This window comes from Hwangdonia lutea (assembly GCF_032814565.1).
GTDB classification, from domain to species: Bacteria; Bacteroidota; Bacteroidia; order Flavobacteriales; family Flavobacteriaceae; genus Hwangdonia; species Hwangdonia lutea.
This window is the reverse complement of sequence record NZ_CP136521.1, coordinates 3,475,567-3,489,982: the sequence shown is the minus strand read 5'-3', so window position 1 is coordinate 3,489,982 and position 14,416 is coordinate 3,475,567. Positions and strand designations below refer to the sequence as shown.

Genomic DNA, 14,416 nt, shown 5'->3' with positions numbered 1-14,416 from the left:
ATCATGTATTCCTTTTAGCCTTCATCTCCTGAAACAACTCTTTAAACAAGCCTCTCGCAATCAACAGCTTCATAATTTCATTGGTGCCGGCATAAATTCTGGCCACTCGGTTATCGGCATACATGCGGGCAATGGGATAATCCCACATATAACCATAACCCCCAAATAATTGCAGACATTCATCAACGACTTTTCCGTGCATTTCGGTTGCCGAATATTTAGCTATGGAAGCACTTTCAGCGGTAAGCTTATGATTTGATAATAATCGTGTGCAACGGTCTAAAAAAGCTTGATGCACTTGTAATTGCGTGGCACATTCCGCCAATTTAAATTGAGTGTTTTGAAAATTGGCAATGGGTTGTTTAAAAGCGGTTCTTGTGGAGGTGTATGCAATCGTTTTTTCAATAGCGCCTTCAGCCCCACCAATGGCGGTAAGGGCCACTGTTAAGCGCTCTCTGGCTAATTCTGTCATCATAATTTTAAAACCCAATCCTTCTTCACCCAATAGATTTTCTTTTGGAACTTTTACATTATCAAAAAACAATTCGCAGGTATCCTGGGCTTTCATACCTATTTTTTTGAAAGGCACTCCTTTTTCAAACCCTATAAATGTGCTTTCCATAATCAATAAAGACACGCCTTCTTTATCTGTTCCAACATTGGTTTTTACCGCCACTATGGACATATCACTCATGTAACCATTTGTAATGAAGGTTTTTTGCCCGTTTACTAAATAATAATCGCCTTTATCTACGGCGGTTGTTTTGATGGCTTGCAGGTCGCTACCACAATTTGGTTCGGTCATGCCAAGGGAGGTGATGAGCTGTCCCGTTGCCATTTTTGGTAGGTATTTTTTCTTTTGGGCTTCGGTGCCATATTTTAATAGATAGGGTGCTACGATATCGGAATGCAACGAAAAACCAGGGCCATTAACGCCTTCTTTTGCCATTTCTTCAATAAACAAAGCGCTAAAACTAAAATCTAAACCACTACCGCCGTATTGTTCAGGTATATCGATACACAGCAACCCTAACTCTCCCGCACGTTCCCATATGTTACGGCTTACCATCCCGTTTTTTTCCCATTCATCGGTTTGATCTAATATTTCATTTTTAATGAAATCCTGAATCATTTTCCGCATCATTTTATGCTCTTCGGATGCGTATATGTCTCGTTCTAATAAAACATGTTGTAACATAACCTGTGCTTTTAGAATTATTAATAATTAGGCCTATGCCATTGAAATAATAAAGGTAACCATAAATCTCATTTCAAAAACATTAGACTTTGCTCCTATCGTCATTTTATTAATGGCTATTCTATTTTGATAAATGAACATTTTATAAATCACCTTTTTCGATCTGCTGAAATTTTACACGTATAATCTCAACGATTAAATTTTAAACAAAAAACATCTAATTATATTAACTTTGCTTTTTGCTTGTTTTTATGGTAAATGCAAATGTTTTTTTAAATAAAAGTACGGGGCTTGTTCTTTCAGGTGGCGGCGTTAAGGGCATCGCCCATATTGGCATTCTAAAAGCACTTTTACAACGTGGTATTTATCCTGATAGCGTATCGGGCGTGAGCGCAGGAGCTTTGGTTGCGGCTTTATATGCCGATGATAAATCTACAGATGATATGCTTGTGTTTTTTAAAGAAACACCCTTACTAAAATACAACTTTGTTACCATAAATAAACCTGGACTTTTCGATACGGATAAATACATTCCTTTTTTCCAAGATTTTTTTTCATCGAACAGTTTTGAAAAATTAAATAGAAAATTAACCATTGTGGCCACCAATATGGAAAAGGGCGCGCCTAAATTTTTTAATAGCGGTAACTTGTTTAAACCGCTACTTGCATCTGCCGCTTTGCCACCGGTATTCAGTCCGGTTTTAATTGATGGAAGCCTTTATGCTGATGGTGGCATAATGAATAACTTCCCCATAGAACCACTAATGGGCGACTGCGAATTGATTATTGGTTCGTATACTACCTCGATGAAAGAGGTTACCAAAGGACAACTCAAGAGCTATTATCAAATTACACAGCGTACAAATCTATTAATGTTACATGCCAATGCTAAAGAAAAACTTTTGATACCCGATTTGCTTTTTAACCCCAAAGGCTTGGATAGAATTGGTGTTTTGGATAAACGAGGCATAGAACAAGCATTTGTACTAGGCTATGATTATGCATCAAAATTACTGGACACTAAAATTATAATGTAATTGAATTATGGTTTTCCCTTGGAGGCGTTACGGATATTAGGGAATCGTATAACCGTACAGCATTTTTTATTCTTCAAGTAAGTCTAATTTCCAACCAGGATTTGGTCTTTTTTCTTTCCAATCCCAATATGTTCCGTAAAAGTCGTCGTGAAGCATTGAATCGATTTCATTTTCTTCATCATAATCAACCAACATAACATCTTCCCATTCTCCAAATTCAACAGTTGGGTCTGATGTTCCGTCTATTATATTGAGTACAGCGAAAAAAACGTCAGCGGTATTACTTGCGAATACTTTTCTCAAAGCACTTTTTAAGGTCGGATTGATTTCTAGTTTTTCCAATTCGGATTTTTCCGATTCCGTAAATCCTCCGTTCGATGGATAATTTATTAGGTGGTTTGTTCTTTTATTTTCAAGGTGATTTACAGTATGGCTAGCGTTTTCCTCAATCAGTTGATGGATTGAAACTAAAAGTGATTTTTTATTGTTTTCAGATAATTTCATTGGCGGTTTTTCAAAATGAGGTGCAACTACGCGATTAAAGTCAAAATTCTATTATGCTAAGGCTATTCCTTACATGTCCTCCATTAGGTCTTCTAGTTGTTTATCGGGCATTAACCAAATAAGCGCCACCAAAACATAACAAGCTATAGAGAGCCATGTATTTACAAAAGCCAACGGAATTGAAATAATATAAACCCCAACAGATATATAGTCTTTAACCGTGCTTTTACAAAGTTTGCTTAAAGCAAAATTTTCGTCGTGGTAAGCAATCAATACGCGCTCTAAAATAAAATAGGCAACGGCGCACATAAGCAAGACAAAGCCATAAGTAGCCACCGGTAAAGCTACGGTATGATGGCTGTCTTCACCTATCCAACTTGTGGTAAACGGAATGAGTGATAACCAAAATAATAAATGCAGATTTGCCCATAAAATTTTCCCGTTTACTTTTTGGGTTACTTGCATTAAATGGTGATGATTGTTCCAATACACACCCAAATAAATAAAGCTTAACAAATAACTAATAAATATGGGAGCCACCGATAATAAACCTTTAAAAGTGGTGTCTTCGGGTGCCTTCATTTCCAATACCATTATGGTAATAACTATGGCCAATACACCATCGCTAAATGCTTCTAACCTGCCTGTTTTCATTTTGTAGTTTTTATTGGGTTTACACTTAAATAGTTTCTTTTAAAATGAATAGGATTTTGTTGATCACAACTTGTCGTAGTCTTTAAACTTAGGACTTACCAAAGATTTCCATTCGGGATGTCTTTTAACAAATGCAAATACAAACGGACAAAAAGGCAAAAGCAACTTACCTTGTTCTTTAATATGATTTAAGGTTTTTTCGACTATGGCCGAAGCAACACCACGACCACCTAATGCCTTTGGCACTTCGGTATGAATCAATGCGATTTTGCTACTGGTTTCTTTATATTCTATTAATGCGATGTGACCATCGACTTCCATTTCAAAACGGTTTTTAGCTTCGTTTTTTATCAGTGGTAAATTTATATAAGCGTCTTTCATATTGCTAAATATAAAAAAAATAGCTCATTAAAAATGAACTATTTTAAAAGTGTTTCTTAGGTGAACTAATGCATTCAAGCTTTCAAAACTAGATGCATTACATATGAATCGATTTACATGGGATTAAAATTACTCATAAATCTCAAGCTCCTTACCAAGGATGATATCGCGGTTAGCAACAAATAAGCCTTCTTTTAAATCGAGTTTAAGAATTCTATTGGGATTGGTCTGCTCTATTTTTGCGCGACACGACTTTGTTAATAACGGATCGTTATCAAATACAAACGATTCAATTTTATATTCAGGTTTATTTGGTTCTTTAATAATAGGAAGTATTTGCGTAAGCTCATTACCAAACATATATTTTCCGGGTATAAAAGTGTAAAAAGTGTAGCGTCCGTTTGCATCGGTTCTCACCCAACCTCGGTGTTTTACATAGCGTTTTTTGTTGTGTCTTTTCAGCTCAAAATTACCGTCTTCATCGGCTTGATGTATAAATAACAGTATATTTTTTGCAGGTGTTTTTCCATCGTTTTCATAAATGGTGCCTGTAATTTTCAATTTACTTGTTCGGGATACAAAATCGGGAATGGTGTCTACACTGTTTAATTGTTTTTCGGCGTAATCGTAAATCGGACTTCGCTTTTTGTAATTCTGTGGGATATCGTTTGAGGCCGTATCGTTTTCTTGGGCATTTGCTGTTACAGAAAAGCTAATCAATAGCAATATGCATAGGGCATTTGAGAGGGTTTTCATGGAGTAATTATTTATAATCGATTCGAAATTAAATAATTATCACGATGAAAAATAAAAAATTCGATTGAACTATATTATTTTACGATGAATAGATGAAATACATTATTGTTATTTAAAATGCTAAATGCTCACATTAAACCTTCTGAAAACACTAAAAAAATGTCCGGTTTAATCTGAATCTTCCACATGCCCAGAATAGGAAATAGGGCTTCTGGAATTTCCCAATAGCTTCACATAGCTTTTCAAACTAGGGTACAGCGTCATGCTAATATTAAAGCGTTCTGATTTGGTTTTGGCATCAAACGAAATGATATAGCTATGCTGTTTTCCTTTGGATACCGTATAGTTTTCCACCACACCTTTTAATTGAATAGGGCCATCAGTTCCGCCATAAGCTACGTTGGTATAGCGCTCGCCATAATAGGGTAAATACGAGGTAATACTATCTCCGGAAATCGTTAAAAAATTGGAATTCCCAATAAGGTTTATAGCACCTGTTGAACTTCCCGATGGCAACATCCCAGAGTTAAGCACGCGCTGCATAGCAGCCGTGGTGCGCGGAAAAGCCCAATTGGATTCAATGGTAAAGTTCTTGTTTTCCACTAAAGTTTCAAGGGCTTTAATTTGCTCGTCTGTAACTTTAGAACTTGCCGATTTACAAGACAAAAAAGTAATGGCAACAATTACTGTTATGATATATAAAGATTTCATTTTTAATTGAACTTAAACGTGTTTCTAAAATACAAAATCTCTATAAATTGTTGTAATAACAGATTGTTAAAAATTGAAATCTATATCTGAATTAACTCAAAACCTTTTTAATTTCGGCCATCCAATCTTCCATCGTTGTGTTATTGGTGTTTAAGGCCAAACTTCCATTTCCGTAGGGCGCATAAATATTTTCGTTGGTTACCGAAAAGAACCCTATTGTTGGTGTTTTTGATGCGCTGGCCAAATGCATCACGCCGTTATCGGCAGCAATAAATATAGCGGTATTGTTTATTATGGCACCCATTTCCCTAATATCCTTGCTGTAAAAATGTGTGGCTTTAAAGTTAATTTTAGAAATGTTTTCAATCGGTAACATTTCAATGATATTAGAATCACTTTCAAATTCCGTTTTCAAACGACTATAAAAGATGTTCCACCAATCTTCAGAATAACATTTATTTCCCGTGGCATTGGTATAAATACAGATGGTTGGTTTGTTGTTTTTAACAATATCCTTGAGTAGTTGTTTACCGTTTTCAATTTCGGAATCGCTCAATTTAATGTTTAAACCGGGTACTTCACTCCTATTTTCATCAAAGCCCAATTTGGTTAAATAATCCCTTAAATTATACACCGGATATTTGGCAATATGCTCGTAATCGGAATGTTTTAGTTGAATCGCCTCATTTACATCACCAAAAACCTTATAATCCGCATTTGAAATCTGTGTAAGCAAGCGTCCTGAAGATGAGTTTTTGTCGCCATTTATAACCAAGTCATAATGTTTTCTTTTGATTGAAACCCAGCATTTAACATACTTAAACAAATGATTGAAAGGCTTTTTGGGCAGCTGATAGATGGTTTTTATTTCTTTATAATTTTCGAAAACCGGAAACGCCACACCGCCTTTTACAAACAAATCGACTTCGCAATTTGGAAATGTATTTATAACTTCTTGTACTATGGGTGTTAAAAGCAGCTGATTGCCCAATCTGTGGTTTGGGCGAATGATTAAAATTTTTTTTATTTCAACCTTGGTATTCGGGTCAAATTTTGGCTCGGTTTGAGAACTACCAATATTTTTGGTAATAAAATGCATCAGCTTTCTGCGAAATACATTTATTCTGTTTGGTACTTTCATCTATTCATTTTATAGCTGGCAAAATTACGAATAAGCTTAGAGTTCGCAAAACTTTAAAAGGCTTACAAAAAAGCATTTTTGCCAATGCTTCAAAAATTATTATTAAATATTTTACCGTAAATGCAACCTTTTGTTTTTTCTGCTGTCTATAATTGTAGCTTAAATAATTGAAGTACTTTTAGAAAGAATTAGAGCCATAAAAATTAATTGGAAACCAACGTATTATATACTCATAAAGAGCTTGTAGAACAAAGCAAGTTGGGAGATAGAAATTCGCAATACAAGTTGTATGAACTGTATGTTGACGCCATGTTTAATATAAGTATGCGCATGGTGAAAATTAAAGAAGATGCAGAAGATGTCGTGCAAGATGGTTTTGTTGAAGCCTTTAATAAACTCGATTCTTTTAAATATGAAAGTACTTTTGGTTCATGGCTTAAAAGGATAATAATCAATAAAAGCATCAATCATTTAAAAAAAAGAAAAATAGCGCTAACCCCAATTGAAGATAAAATGTATCGCATAAAAGCAGATGATGAAAATGAAAAAGACACGCCGGCTATGGAAATAAAAAAAGTAATTCAAGGCATACGGTTATTGCCAGCGGGTTACCAACAAATTATAAATCTGTATTTAATTGAAGGTTACGACCATATTGAAATTAGCGAGATATTAAACATAACTGCGTCTACATCAAAATCGCAATATCACAGAGCAAAGAAAAAATTAATTGACATAATAAATACATTATAATGGACAATTTTGAAAAACACATAAAAGAAAACAAGGCCCTTTTTGATGTGCATAAAGCAGACAAAAGTAAGATTTGGGCAAATATTGAGTCACGGTTAGATAAACCCGAAACAAAAGTAAAAACCTTAAAATTATGGCAAACGCCAGCATTTAAAGTGGCAGCAACTATCATTGTTGCTTTAGGTCTGTTTTCGCTAATTGATGTGGGATTTAATGCATCAAATCAACAAAACAGTTTTGCCTCACAAGAATTAATTGATATTGATATGCACTACAAAGATTTAGTCGCATATCAAGTAAAACTTGTAAACAACAATGCGCAATTATCCGCTGATGAAAAAGAAGCATTTTTACTTTTTATGGATGAATTGGATGTTGAATACGAAGAGTTAAAACAAGAATTACAAAAAAATCTAGATACCGAGCGTGTTTTAGAAGCTATTGTAATTAATTATAAAAAACGAATTGAATTAATAGAGAATTTATTAAAGCAAATTAATAGTTCTAAAAAAACGGAAAGTGATGATGTTTACACGTTATAAAGAAATAGTATTTGTTGCTTTACTAATGGTAAGTTTTTCGGTGTGCTCACAAGAAATGGTGACCAAAAAAATCGAAAAAACATTAGAAATGACTCATACTGGAGAACTGCAATTAAATAACAAATATGGCAATATAATTGTTAACGGATGGAAGCAAAATAGTATTGAAATAATTATTGATATTAAGGTAACTAATAAGAAAAAAGACAATGCTAAAAGTCTTTTAGATAGAATAAAGCCAGAATTTAAAACTGCGGGCGATTACATGAGCATTACTTCTGAAATTTCAGATAAAAACAAGAGTCTTTTTTCAAGATTTTTTAATAAAATAAATCCTATAGATTTAGATAAAAGCAACGTTGAAATAAATTACACGATTAACTTGCCTATTAATGCCGAAATTGACGTTACCAATAAATTTGGCGATGTCATTTTAAAAAACTGGAACGGTAAATTAAAAGCCAACGTGCAACATGGCGATTTATGGATAAATGAAGCTATAACAAATGCCAACATTGATATGAAGTTTGGAAAACTACGAACAAAATCTGTTGATTATGCTTCAATATATTTAAAAAATGGAAGCATTGATATTGAGGAATCTAAAGACTTAATATTGAATACTAGCGGGAGTACGATACAAATTGATGTGGTTTCAGATTTAGAGTTAGTGTCAAGTAAAGATGAGATTACTGTGGAACAAGCCGATAAAATTCATGGCGAACTTTCGTTTTCAAATGCTCAAATAAATAGTGTAGAGAACGGTATTAATTTAATTATGAAGGTAGCAGAATTGAGGGTTTACAAAATAAACAACCCCGATGCAGTAGTAACTATTAATCAAGAGTCTTCAGAAATAAATATAGCCATAAGCAATTTAGCCTTTAAGTTTAATGCCACTTTAGAGGAAGGCTTATTACGCTTGCCAAAAACGTTTTCAAACATCAATACAACTGTTTTAGATAAAAGCAAAAGAATCCGTGAGATTACGGCCTCTTACGGATCACCCAACCTTGGAGCATTCCGTTTTACCGGAAAAAAAGGCATCATCACTTTAAAAGAATAGTCATTTAACATAAATAATTTTTAACGTATGCAACTTATACAATTTTAGGTTGTCTATAGTAATAACTATATCAAATTTTAAAACATGAAGAATATAAAACTTACACTTACAGCAATTTCATTATGCTTTATTGCACTTGTAAATGCTCAAGAATCAAAAGATTACATTGAATTTAACGACCGTAAAAACACAGTACACGGTGTGTATTTAGGCATTGCCACGCATTATGGCGAAATTGACAAAGTTGACACTTATGCTGCTAGTTTTAAAGTGGCTTATGTTGCAAATCAAAAATTTGAAATTGGCTTTGTTGGCGTTGGCTTTTATTCCGATTTTAATCTTCAGGGACTTTCGTATAACAATCGCGATTTAGTTGGTGCCTATGGCGGTTTACATTTAGAGCCTATTTTATTCAGTAAATCTAAATTAAACCTTTCTTTTCCGTTACTTATCGGTGGCGGTGCAGTAGGTTTACTTAAAGGCGATATTAATGATACTTATATTGAAGATTCAGATTGGGAAGCTGTCTTTGTTGTCGAACCTGGCATCAGCATCCTTTATAACATCTCAAGATATTTGCAATTGGAAGCTGGTGTAAAACATAGATTTTCTAGCCGATTAAATTTACAATCTGAATACAATGTATCAAGAATTGATGGCTATTCTGTTGGTATCGGCATAAAAGTGGGCGTTTTTAATATGGGAAGAAATCGATATAAAAAAAATTAACTTAAAACTTTAAACAGATGGAAAATATAAAAACACAATATGTTTTTTCAGAAAACAATCAAGTTTCAATAAAAACAAATAAAGAAGAAAACGAATGGTATCCTATAAATTTTCAATGGATTCCCGTTAAAAAATTAAGCGAAAGCATGAATCAATAAAAACTGTTATTAATCAAAACAGTCAAAATTTCAATCTAAAAATCAATCAAAATGAAATCGAACAGACAACATATTTTATTAGTAATTATAGCACTTACATTAAGCTCTTGTAGCGTTGAAACCATAAGAGTTTCCCCAAATGATAACATAACCTACAGAGACGTAAACATTGTAAATTATGACGCCGTAGAAATTGCAAACGATTTTAACGCATACATCACATTTTCAGATACCGAAGAATCTATACAAGTTGAAGCTAATGCTAATCTGCACAAGTATATCACTGCAACAAAAAAGGGCAATAAGCTTGTTGTAAAACTTAAAAACAACATTAACATTAAAGGGCAAGAAACTTTAAATGTTTATATTACAACAAAATCGATTACAGATTTTACGGTCGCTGCCGATTCTAATATTTACTTACAAAATGCTTTAACTACTAATTCTGCTAAAATAAAAATTGCTGCAGACAGCTATTTTTCAGGAGAAGTTAATGTGAATGATTTGGAGCTAATAGCCACAGCCGATGCCAGAGCCGATTTATACGGGTATACAGATTATTTATATGCAAAACTCACTGCCGATGCAAAACTTACCAGTTATGATTTGATTGTTGAAGATTTAAAAATTAAAATGACAGCAGATTGCAACGCAAGCTTATCGGTAACGAATACTATTGACATTGACGCTAGTGCAGATTGCACGTTGCGTTATAAAGGTGATGCAGCAATTATTTACGAGCGTTTAACAGCCGACTCAAGAATTATTAAAGTTAATTAAGAAAAAAATTAAACGCACTCTTGCCAATTAAATGCGTCGTGGTTTAAACTTTCGTTTGGTATTTATAAAATATACACCCGTTAACAAAACAATGGCAGCAACAACGGATTGCGTTGTAATTTGTTCGTTTAAAATCCACCAGCCCAATATTAAAGCGATAATGGGGTTCACGTAGGTAGATGTTGCCACTTTTTCGGGAGAGACTTCTTTTAAAAGGAAATTAAATGCGGTAAATGCCACAATGCTTCCAAAAAGAATAAGTCCTAACATAGCCCATTGCACATCGTTTTGCCAATCGTGGGGCAACGACCATGGTTCGTTTAAAAAAAGGCTTATTACACCAAGCATCAAGCCACCGGTTATCATTTGGTAGCCCGTATTTACAAAGGAGTTTTTTGGTAAATCTGCTTTTCCAACAAAAATACTGGCATAGGCCCAACTGAGCATACATGCAAAAATTAAAACCATGCCCAAAACTTGTCCCTCTTGACTTATAATTTGTTTCTGACTGACCAAAAGAAAGATGCCCACAAACCCCAAGATTACACCTATATAAGACATAAGGGCAATGCGTTTGTTGTAAAGGAGCCGCATCATAATAAGAACAACCAGTGGTTGTGCCGAAATCTCTAAAGCAGCAAAGCCACTGTCTATATATTTTAAAGCTAAAACTGCAAGTCCGTTGCCTAAAGTTAAAAACAAGAATCCGGCAATAGACGCATTTAGCAATTGCTTTTTTGAAATTTTAAGACTGACTTTTAGCGATTTTGCGATTAGAAAAATAATGGCACCTGCCACTAAAAACCTAACGGCTGCCAGAAAAAAGGGCGGTAAATGGGAAACGGCAATTTTATTAAGCAAATACGTAGAACCCCAAATAACATATATGGCAAAAAATGCCAATATTATAAGAATCGTTTTTCGGGGTAAACTCATACCATATTTTGAGTTTTAAATGTTTAAAAGGAAGTAAAAACTAGATTTTCTTTACTCTAACAGCGTTCATGCCTTTTTGCCCGCGTTCAAGTTCGTAAGTCACTTTGTCGTTTTCGGTAATTTCATCAATTAAACCGCTCACATGAACAAAATATTTTTCTTGATTGATACTGTCTATAATAAAGCCAAAACCTTTTGAGTGATCAAAAAACGAGACTTTGCCCTCTTTTGCGGCTGGCTCCTCTTCTATTCTATCTTCTTTTTTAGGAATGCCCAACTCAATGCTTTCTGCTTCTACCTTTTCGCGCATGGCTGGATCTGGTGGCGTATCGGTTAAATTACCATTAAAATCAACATAAGCAAACTGAATACCTTGAGGGTTTTCTTTAGCTTCGGCTCTACGAGCTTCTTTTCTTTTTTGCTTTTCTTCTCTTTTCTTTAAACGTTTTTTTTCTTTTTCAATTTTGTTAAATGTAACTTGCGATTTTGCCATAGTTTATATTATCCTGTAGATTTTAAAAATTAGTGTGTAAAGATACGCCTTATTTTTATGATGCTATAATAATCACCGTATTAATACTGTTTTAGCGATAAATGTATTTGAAAAAGGTAGCGTTTATTCGCGTAATTGCGTTTAAATCAGACAAGAATATTCCGAAGTTAAAAACTTAACAGTTTTATTCTATTCTTTTTGCTTGAGTTGTGAATGACAACCCTTGTTGACCCATTGTGGAAGTCATTATGCCTTCAAACAAAGGCTCCGGGCATTGCTGTGGTATTTTCCATTCTAAAATAAAATTAGAACCTGTGCCGCCCGAAACGTCGACTTCATCTATAATAATTTCTGTGGTTTCCATGGGAGCCAAAAATATGGGGGCATCAAAATATTTTCTAACCGACTTGCCGTACGTGTCAAAATATTCAGCTCTTAAAAGATAAATAGTGTCCGATTCGCTCGTGTTTCGCATACTAACCATTGATGTTAAGTTGTGCGTTGTATGCTCAGACATGCTGTAAATTTGCGAGTAAATTGACAGATAGGATTTTCCGTATTCAAACGAATCATTTGCTTTAAGCGTAACTGTTCTTTTAGACCAATTTTCTGGATTTAAAGAGCTGTTTTCTTTCTTTTCTTTACAATTGAAAAGTAAAAAACATATAATTATAGCTATGTGGTTCTGCCTCATTTATTACCCTAATTTTTAGAATGAATATTTGGTTGGTACAAATTCATCCATCGTTAAACGACTTTGGTTTACAATGTACTAAAATTAATTAGTATTGATAAAGAACAAAAACGAAGACTTGGATTAATCTTCTGGTGGATACCCGTGGATTTGCTCAAAAACCTCGTCAAAATTTGAACGCAAATACGAATTCAGTTTTTTACGGTAATCGCCTTTCAGCCATTCCACAAAATTATAGGTACTTTTACTGATACATTTGGTGTATCTGCCAATTCTAAAATCGATATCGTCCCCGAGCATTTTGGCTAACGCCAACGCATCGTAAACATCTTCGCTGTTTTCAATACATATTTTGGCATGCTGCTCGATGGAACGCTCTAAAACTACTTTTGAAGACTCCCCTGCTCTTACGGAATCGACATAGGTTTTTTGAATATCGAAATACACTTCTTTAGATTTTGAAAATTCTGCGCGCAGTTCATCGGGCATTTCATATCTAAAATTGCTTTCTAATTCCTCGTCGCTCAATAAAGCATCAAGGTAGTAATACGGTGATCTAAATATTTTCTGCCAATCTAAATCATCGCCCCAAGCGCCAAAACGGTGGAAGTTGTTTCCTAAATCAATCACATCAAAAGACTTTTTATCTTTTAATACACGCGACCCACGACCAATCATTTGGTAATACAACGTTAACGATTTGGTGGCTCGGTTTAAAATAATGCTTTCAACAGTGGGCTCATCAAAACCGGTTGTTAAAATACTTACCGATGTTAAAATCGCATCCGGTGTTTTTTTAAACCATTTTAAAATTAAGGCTCGCTCCTTTTTGGTATTGGTATTATCTAAATGCGCAATGGGATAACCGGCTCTTCTAAACGTGTCGTAAACGTGCAACGAGGTGTTGATACCGTTGTTGAAAATTAATGTTTTTTTGCCTTTAGAACGTTCTTCGTAGGCCTGAATCAACTTGGAAAGCATGTCGTTATCCGTATATAAATCCTCAGAAGACTTTACCGTGTAATCGCCATTGGCACCCACCACCAACGAGGTTAAACCCACATTGTACGAGTACATGTTGGCACGTGCTAAAAAACCATTTTCAATTAAGGATTCTATACTTTCGCCTACAATTAACTCATCGTAATTATCGGTCATTGGCAATTCTATACTCGAACTTAAAGGTGTTGCCGTTACGCCTAAAATAAACGATTTGCTAAAAAACTTGAACAGCTTGGTAAACGAGTTGTAATGCGCCTCATCAATAATCACCAATCCAATGTCCGATATATCCAGTTTATCGTCATTCAATCGGTTGTTTAAGGTTTCAACCATAGCTACAAAACAGCTATATTCGGCCTGATCGCTTAAATCCGCTTTACTGTCAATCACCTTATTGTGTACCGCAAATTCCGTAAGCATTTTCGAGGTTTGCTTGCACAATTCAATACGGTGCGTCATAACCAACACCTTTTTTTTGTGGTGTTTTAAATACTGCCTAACGATTTCGGAAAAAATAACCGTTTTACCACCACCCGTTGGAAGTTGGTACAACAAATGGTAATCGTCTGGAGATTCTTCAAACGCAGTAAAAATTTTATTTATGGCTCCTTTTTGATAACTATAAAGGTCTTTACCAGCTTTTCTTTCTTCTAATTCTACAGTGGATACTTTCGACATATATTTGATTTTCAGACGTGCAAAAATAACACCTTTAAAGGGTTTTTGTTGTATGATTCTCAGTAAAATTAATAATGAATTTATTTAGCCGTCAAAAAATTCACGTATCTTACTGAAACTATAAGAGTTACAATTATTTTTTAGCTTTTATTGGAATGATTGTGTAACAAAATCTAATAATGCGTCACTAACAACATATTACA

General features: G+C 34.4%; 18 protein-coding genes. 7 read left to right on the top strand and 11 right to left on the bottom strand.

The genetic code is table 11. The features are described from left to right. Position 1: 1 nt before the first annotated feature. On the bottom strand, positions 2 to 1,198 hold the full coding sequence (locus tag RNZ46_RS15015; RefSeq protein WP_316982985.1) for an acyl-CoA dehydrogenase family protein: 1,197 nt from the start codon (positions 1,196 to 1,198) through the stop codon (positions 2 to 4). Positions 1,199 to 1,437: 239 nt separating this feature from the next. On the opposite strand from RNZ46_RS15015, the gene RNZ46_RS15010 reads away from it, so the two are divergent. Continuing rightward, complete coding sequence (locus RNZ46_RS15010; RefSeq protein ID WP_316982984.1) at positions 1,438 to 2,235, top strand: patatin-like phospholipase family protein; 798 nt, start codon at positions 1,438 to 1,440, stop codon at positions 2,233 to 2,235. A 66-nt stretch (positions 2,236 to 2,301) separates the two neighbouring features. On the opposite strand, the gene RNZ46_RS15005 is transcribed toward RNZ46_RS15010, so the two are convergent. The 6 genes from RNZ46_RS15005 to RNZ46_RS14980 all read right to left on the bottom strand — a co-directional run bounded on the left by RNZ46_RS15005 (position 2,302) and on the right by RNZ46_RS14980 (position 6,382). Beyond that, positions 2,302 to 2,739, bottom strand: coding sequence for a hypothetical protein (locus RNZ46_RS15005; protein WP_316982983.1), 438 nt, complete (start codon positions 2,737 to 2,739; stop codon positions 2,302 to 2,304). A gap of 69 nt (positions 2,740 to 2,808) precedes the next feature. Beyond that, positions 2,809 to 3,393, bottom strand: a complete 585-nt coding sequence (locus RNZ46_RS15000) for a TMEM175 family protein (protein WP_316982982.1) — start codon at positions 3,391 to 3,393, stop codon at positions 2,809 to 2,811. 63 nt (positions 3,394 to 3,456) lie between these two features. Next, the gene (locus RNZ46_RS14995; RefSeq protein WP_316982981.1) at positions 3,457 to 3,774 is read right to left on the bottom strand and encodes a GNAT family N-acetyltransferase; all 318 of its coding nucleotides are present in this window, start codon (positions 3,772 to 3,774) and stop codon (positions 3,457 to 3,459) included. A 129-nt stretch (positions 3,775 to 3,903) separates the two neighbouring features. Beyond that, positions 3,904 to 4,530: a dioxygenase family protein gene (locus RNZ46_RS14990; protein ID WP_316982980.1), complete on the bottom strand. Its 627-nt coding sequence runs from the start codon at positions 4,528 to 4,530 to the stop codon at positions 3,904 to 3,906. Positions 4,531 to 4,698: 168 nt separating this feature from the next. Next, the gene (locus tag RNZ46_RS14985; RefSeq protein WP_316982979.1) at positions 4,699 to 5,241 is read right to left on the bottom strand and encodes a DUF4251 domain-containing protein; all 543 of its coding nucleotides are present in this window, start codon (positions 5,239 to 5,241) and stop codon (positions 4,699 to 4,701) included. A 91-nt stretch (positions 5,242 to 5,332) separates the two neighbouring features. Next, the gene (locus RNZ46_RS14980) at positions 5,333 to 6,382 is read right to left on the bottom strand and encodes a glycosyltransferase family 9 protein (protein ID WP_316982978.1); all 1,050 of its coding nucleotides are present in this window, start codon (positions 6,380 to 6,382) and stop codon (positions 5,333 to 5,335) included. A 207-nt stretch (positions 6,383 to 6,589) separates the two neighbouring features. On the opposite strand from RNZ46_RS14980, the gene RNZ46_RS14975 reads away from it, so the two are divergent. From RNZ46_RS14975 to RNZ46_RS14950, 6 genes are all read left to right on the top strand, one after another. Continuing rightward, positions 6,590 to 7,135: an RNA polymerase sigma factor gene (locus RNZ46_RS14975; RefSeq protein WP_316982977.1), complete on the top strand. Its 546-nt coding sequence runs from the start codon at positions 6,590 to 6,592 to the stop codon at positions 7,133 to 7,135. Beyond that, positions 7,135 to 7,677, top strand: coding sequence for a hypothetical protein (locus tag RNZ46_RS14970; protein ID WP_316982976.1), 543 nt, complete (start codon positions 7,135 to 7,137; stop codon positions 7,675 to 7,677). The genes RNZ46_RS14975 and RNZ46_RS14970 overlap by 1 nt, the downstream gene beginning before the upstream one ends. Then, entirely contained in the window at positions 7,658 to 8,743 is a 1,086-nt protein-coding gene (locus RNZ46_RS14965; RefSeq protein ID WP_316982975.1) for a hypothetical protein, read from the top strand. The genes RNZ46_RS14970 and RNZ46_RS14965 overlap by 20 nt, the downstream gene beginning before the upstream one ends. A gap of 84 nt (positions 8,744 to 8,827) precedes the next feature. After that, the gene (locus RNZ46_RS14960) at positions 8,828 to 9,472 is read left to right on the top strand and encodes a hypothetical protein (RefSeq protein ID WP_316982974.1); all 645 of its coding nucleotides are present in this window, start codon (positions 8,828 to 8,830) and stop codon (positions 9,470 to 9,472) included. 17 nt (positions 9,473 to 9,489) lie between these two features. Further along, positions 9,490 to 9,630: a hypothetical protein gene (locus RNZ46_RS14955; RefSeq protein ID WP_316982973.1), complete on the top strand. Its 141-nt coding sequence runs from the start codon at positions 9,490 to 9,492 to the stop codon at positions 9,628 to 9,630. Between the two features lie 51 nt (positions 9,631 to 9,681). Further along, positions 9,682 to 10,410 carry a GIN domain-containing protein gene (locus tag RNZ46_RS14950; RefSeq protein ID WP_316982972.1) on the top strand — a complete coding sequence of 243 codons (729 nt, stop codon included), beginning with the start codon at positions 9,682 to 9,684 and terminating at the stop codon, positions 10,408 to 10,410. A 27-nt stretch (positions 10,411 to 10,437) separates the two neighbouring features. On the opposite strand, the gene RNZ46_RS14945 is transcribed toward RNZ46_RS14950, so the two are convergent. The 4 genes from RNZ46_RS14945 to RNZ46_RS14930 all read right to left on the bottom strand — a co-directional run bounded on the left by RNZ46_RS14945 (position 10,438) and on the right by RNZ46_RS14930 (position 14,213). Next, positions 10,438 to 11,346: an EamA family transporter gene (locus RNZ46_RS14945; RefSeq protein WP_316982971.1), complete on the bottom strand. Its 909-nt coding sequence runs from the start codon at positions 11,344 to 11,346 to the stop codon at positions 10,438 to 10,440. Between the two features lie 40 nt (positions 11,347 to 11,386). Then, positions 11,387 to 11,839 (bottom strand): cold-shock protein, encoded by a 453-nt coding sequence (locus tag RNZ46_RS14940; RefSeq protein ID WP_316982970.1) that lies wholly within the window; start codon positions 11,837 to 11,839, stop codon positions 11,387 to 11,389. A 184-nt stretch (positions 11,840 to 12,023) separates the two neighbouring features. Continuing rightward, a complete protein-coding gene (locus RNZ46_RS14935) occupies positions 12,024 to 12,533 on the bottom strand; it encodes a DUF3124 domain-containing protein (protein WP_316982969.1) in 510 nt (169 codons plus the stop codon). Positions 12,534 to 12,656: 123 nt separating this feature from the next. Continuing rightward, complete coding sequence (locus tag RNZ46_RS14930; protein ID WP_316982968.1) at positions 12,657 to 14,213, bottom strand: DEAD/DEAH box helicase; 1,557 nt, start codon at positions 14,211 to 14,213, stop codon at positions 12,657 to 12,659. Between the last annotated feature and the right edge of the window lie 203 nt (positions 14,214 to 14,416).

Excerpts from the sequence above, each read along its gene's own strand:
- RNZ46_RS14970 (WP_316982976.1), top strand. The coding sequence starts at position 7,135 with ATGGACAATTTTGAAAAACACATAAAAGAAAACAAGGCCCTTTTTGAT.
- RNZ46_RS14955 (WP_316982973.1), top strand. The coding sequence starts at position 9,490 with ATGGAAAATATAAAAACACAATATGTTTTTTCAGAAAACAATCAAGTT.
- RNZ46_RS14980 (WP_316982978.1), bottom strand. The coding sequence starts at position 6,382 with ATGAAAGTACCAAACAGAATAAATGTATTTCGCAGAAAGCTGATGCAT.
- RNZ46_RS15015 (WP_316982985.1), bottom strand. The coding sequence starts at position 1,198 with ATGTTACAACATGTTTTATTAGAACGAGACATATACGCATCCGAAGAG.
- RNZ46_RS14935 (WP_316982969.1), bottom strand. The coding sequence starts at position 12,533 with ATGAGGCAGAACCACATAGCTATAATTATATGTTTTTTACTTTTCAAT.
- RNZ46_RS14960 (WP_316982974.1), top strand. The coding sequence starts at position 8,828 with ATGAAGAATATAAAACTTACACTTACAGCAATTTCATTATGCTTTATT.
- RNZ46_RS14945 (WP_316982971.1), bottom strand. The coding sequence starts at position 11,346 with ATGAGTTTACCCCGAAAAACGATTCTTATAATATTGGCATTTTTTGCC.
- RNZ46_RS15000 (WP_316982982.1), bottom strand. The coding sequence starts at position 3,393 with ATGAAAACAGGCAGGTTAGAAGCATTTAGCGATGGTGTATTGGCCATA.
- RNZ46_RS15005 (WP_316982983.1), bottom strand. The coding sequence starts at position 2,739 with ATGAAATTATCTGAAAACAATAAAAAATCACTTTTAGTTTCAATCCAT.
- RNZ46_RS14930 (WP_316982968.1), bottom strand. The coding sequence starts at position 14,213 with ATGTCGAAAGTATCCACTGTAGAATTAGAAGAAAGAAAAGCTGGTAAA.
- RNZ46_RS14940 (WP_316982970.1), bottom strand. The coding sequence starts at position 11,839 with ATGGCAAAATCGCAAGTTACATTTAACAAAATTGAAAAAGAAAAAAAA.
- RNZ46_RS14965 (WP_316982975.1), top strand. The coding sequence starts at position 7,658 with ATGATGTTTACACGTTATAAAGAAATAGTATTTGTTGCTTTACTAATG.
- RNZ46_RS14950 (WP_316982972.1), top strand. The coding sequence starts at position 9,682 with ATGAAATCGAACAGACAACATATTTTATTAGTAATTATAGCACTTACA.
- RNZ46_RS14995 (WP_316982981.1), bottom strand. The coding sequence starts at position 3,774 with ATGAAAGACGCTTATATAAATTTACCACTGATAAAAAACGAAGCTAAA.
- RNZ46_RS14985 (WP_316982979.1), bottom strand. The coding sequence starts at position 5,241 with ATGAAATCTTTATATATCATAACAGTAATTGTTGCCATTACTTTTTTG.
- RNZ46_RS14990 (WP_316982980.1), bottom strand. The coding sequence starts at position 4,530 with ATGAAAACCCTCTCAAATGCCCTATGCATATTGCTATTGATTAGCTTT.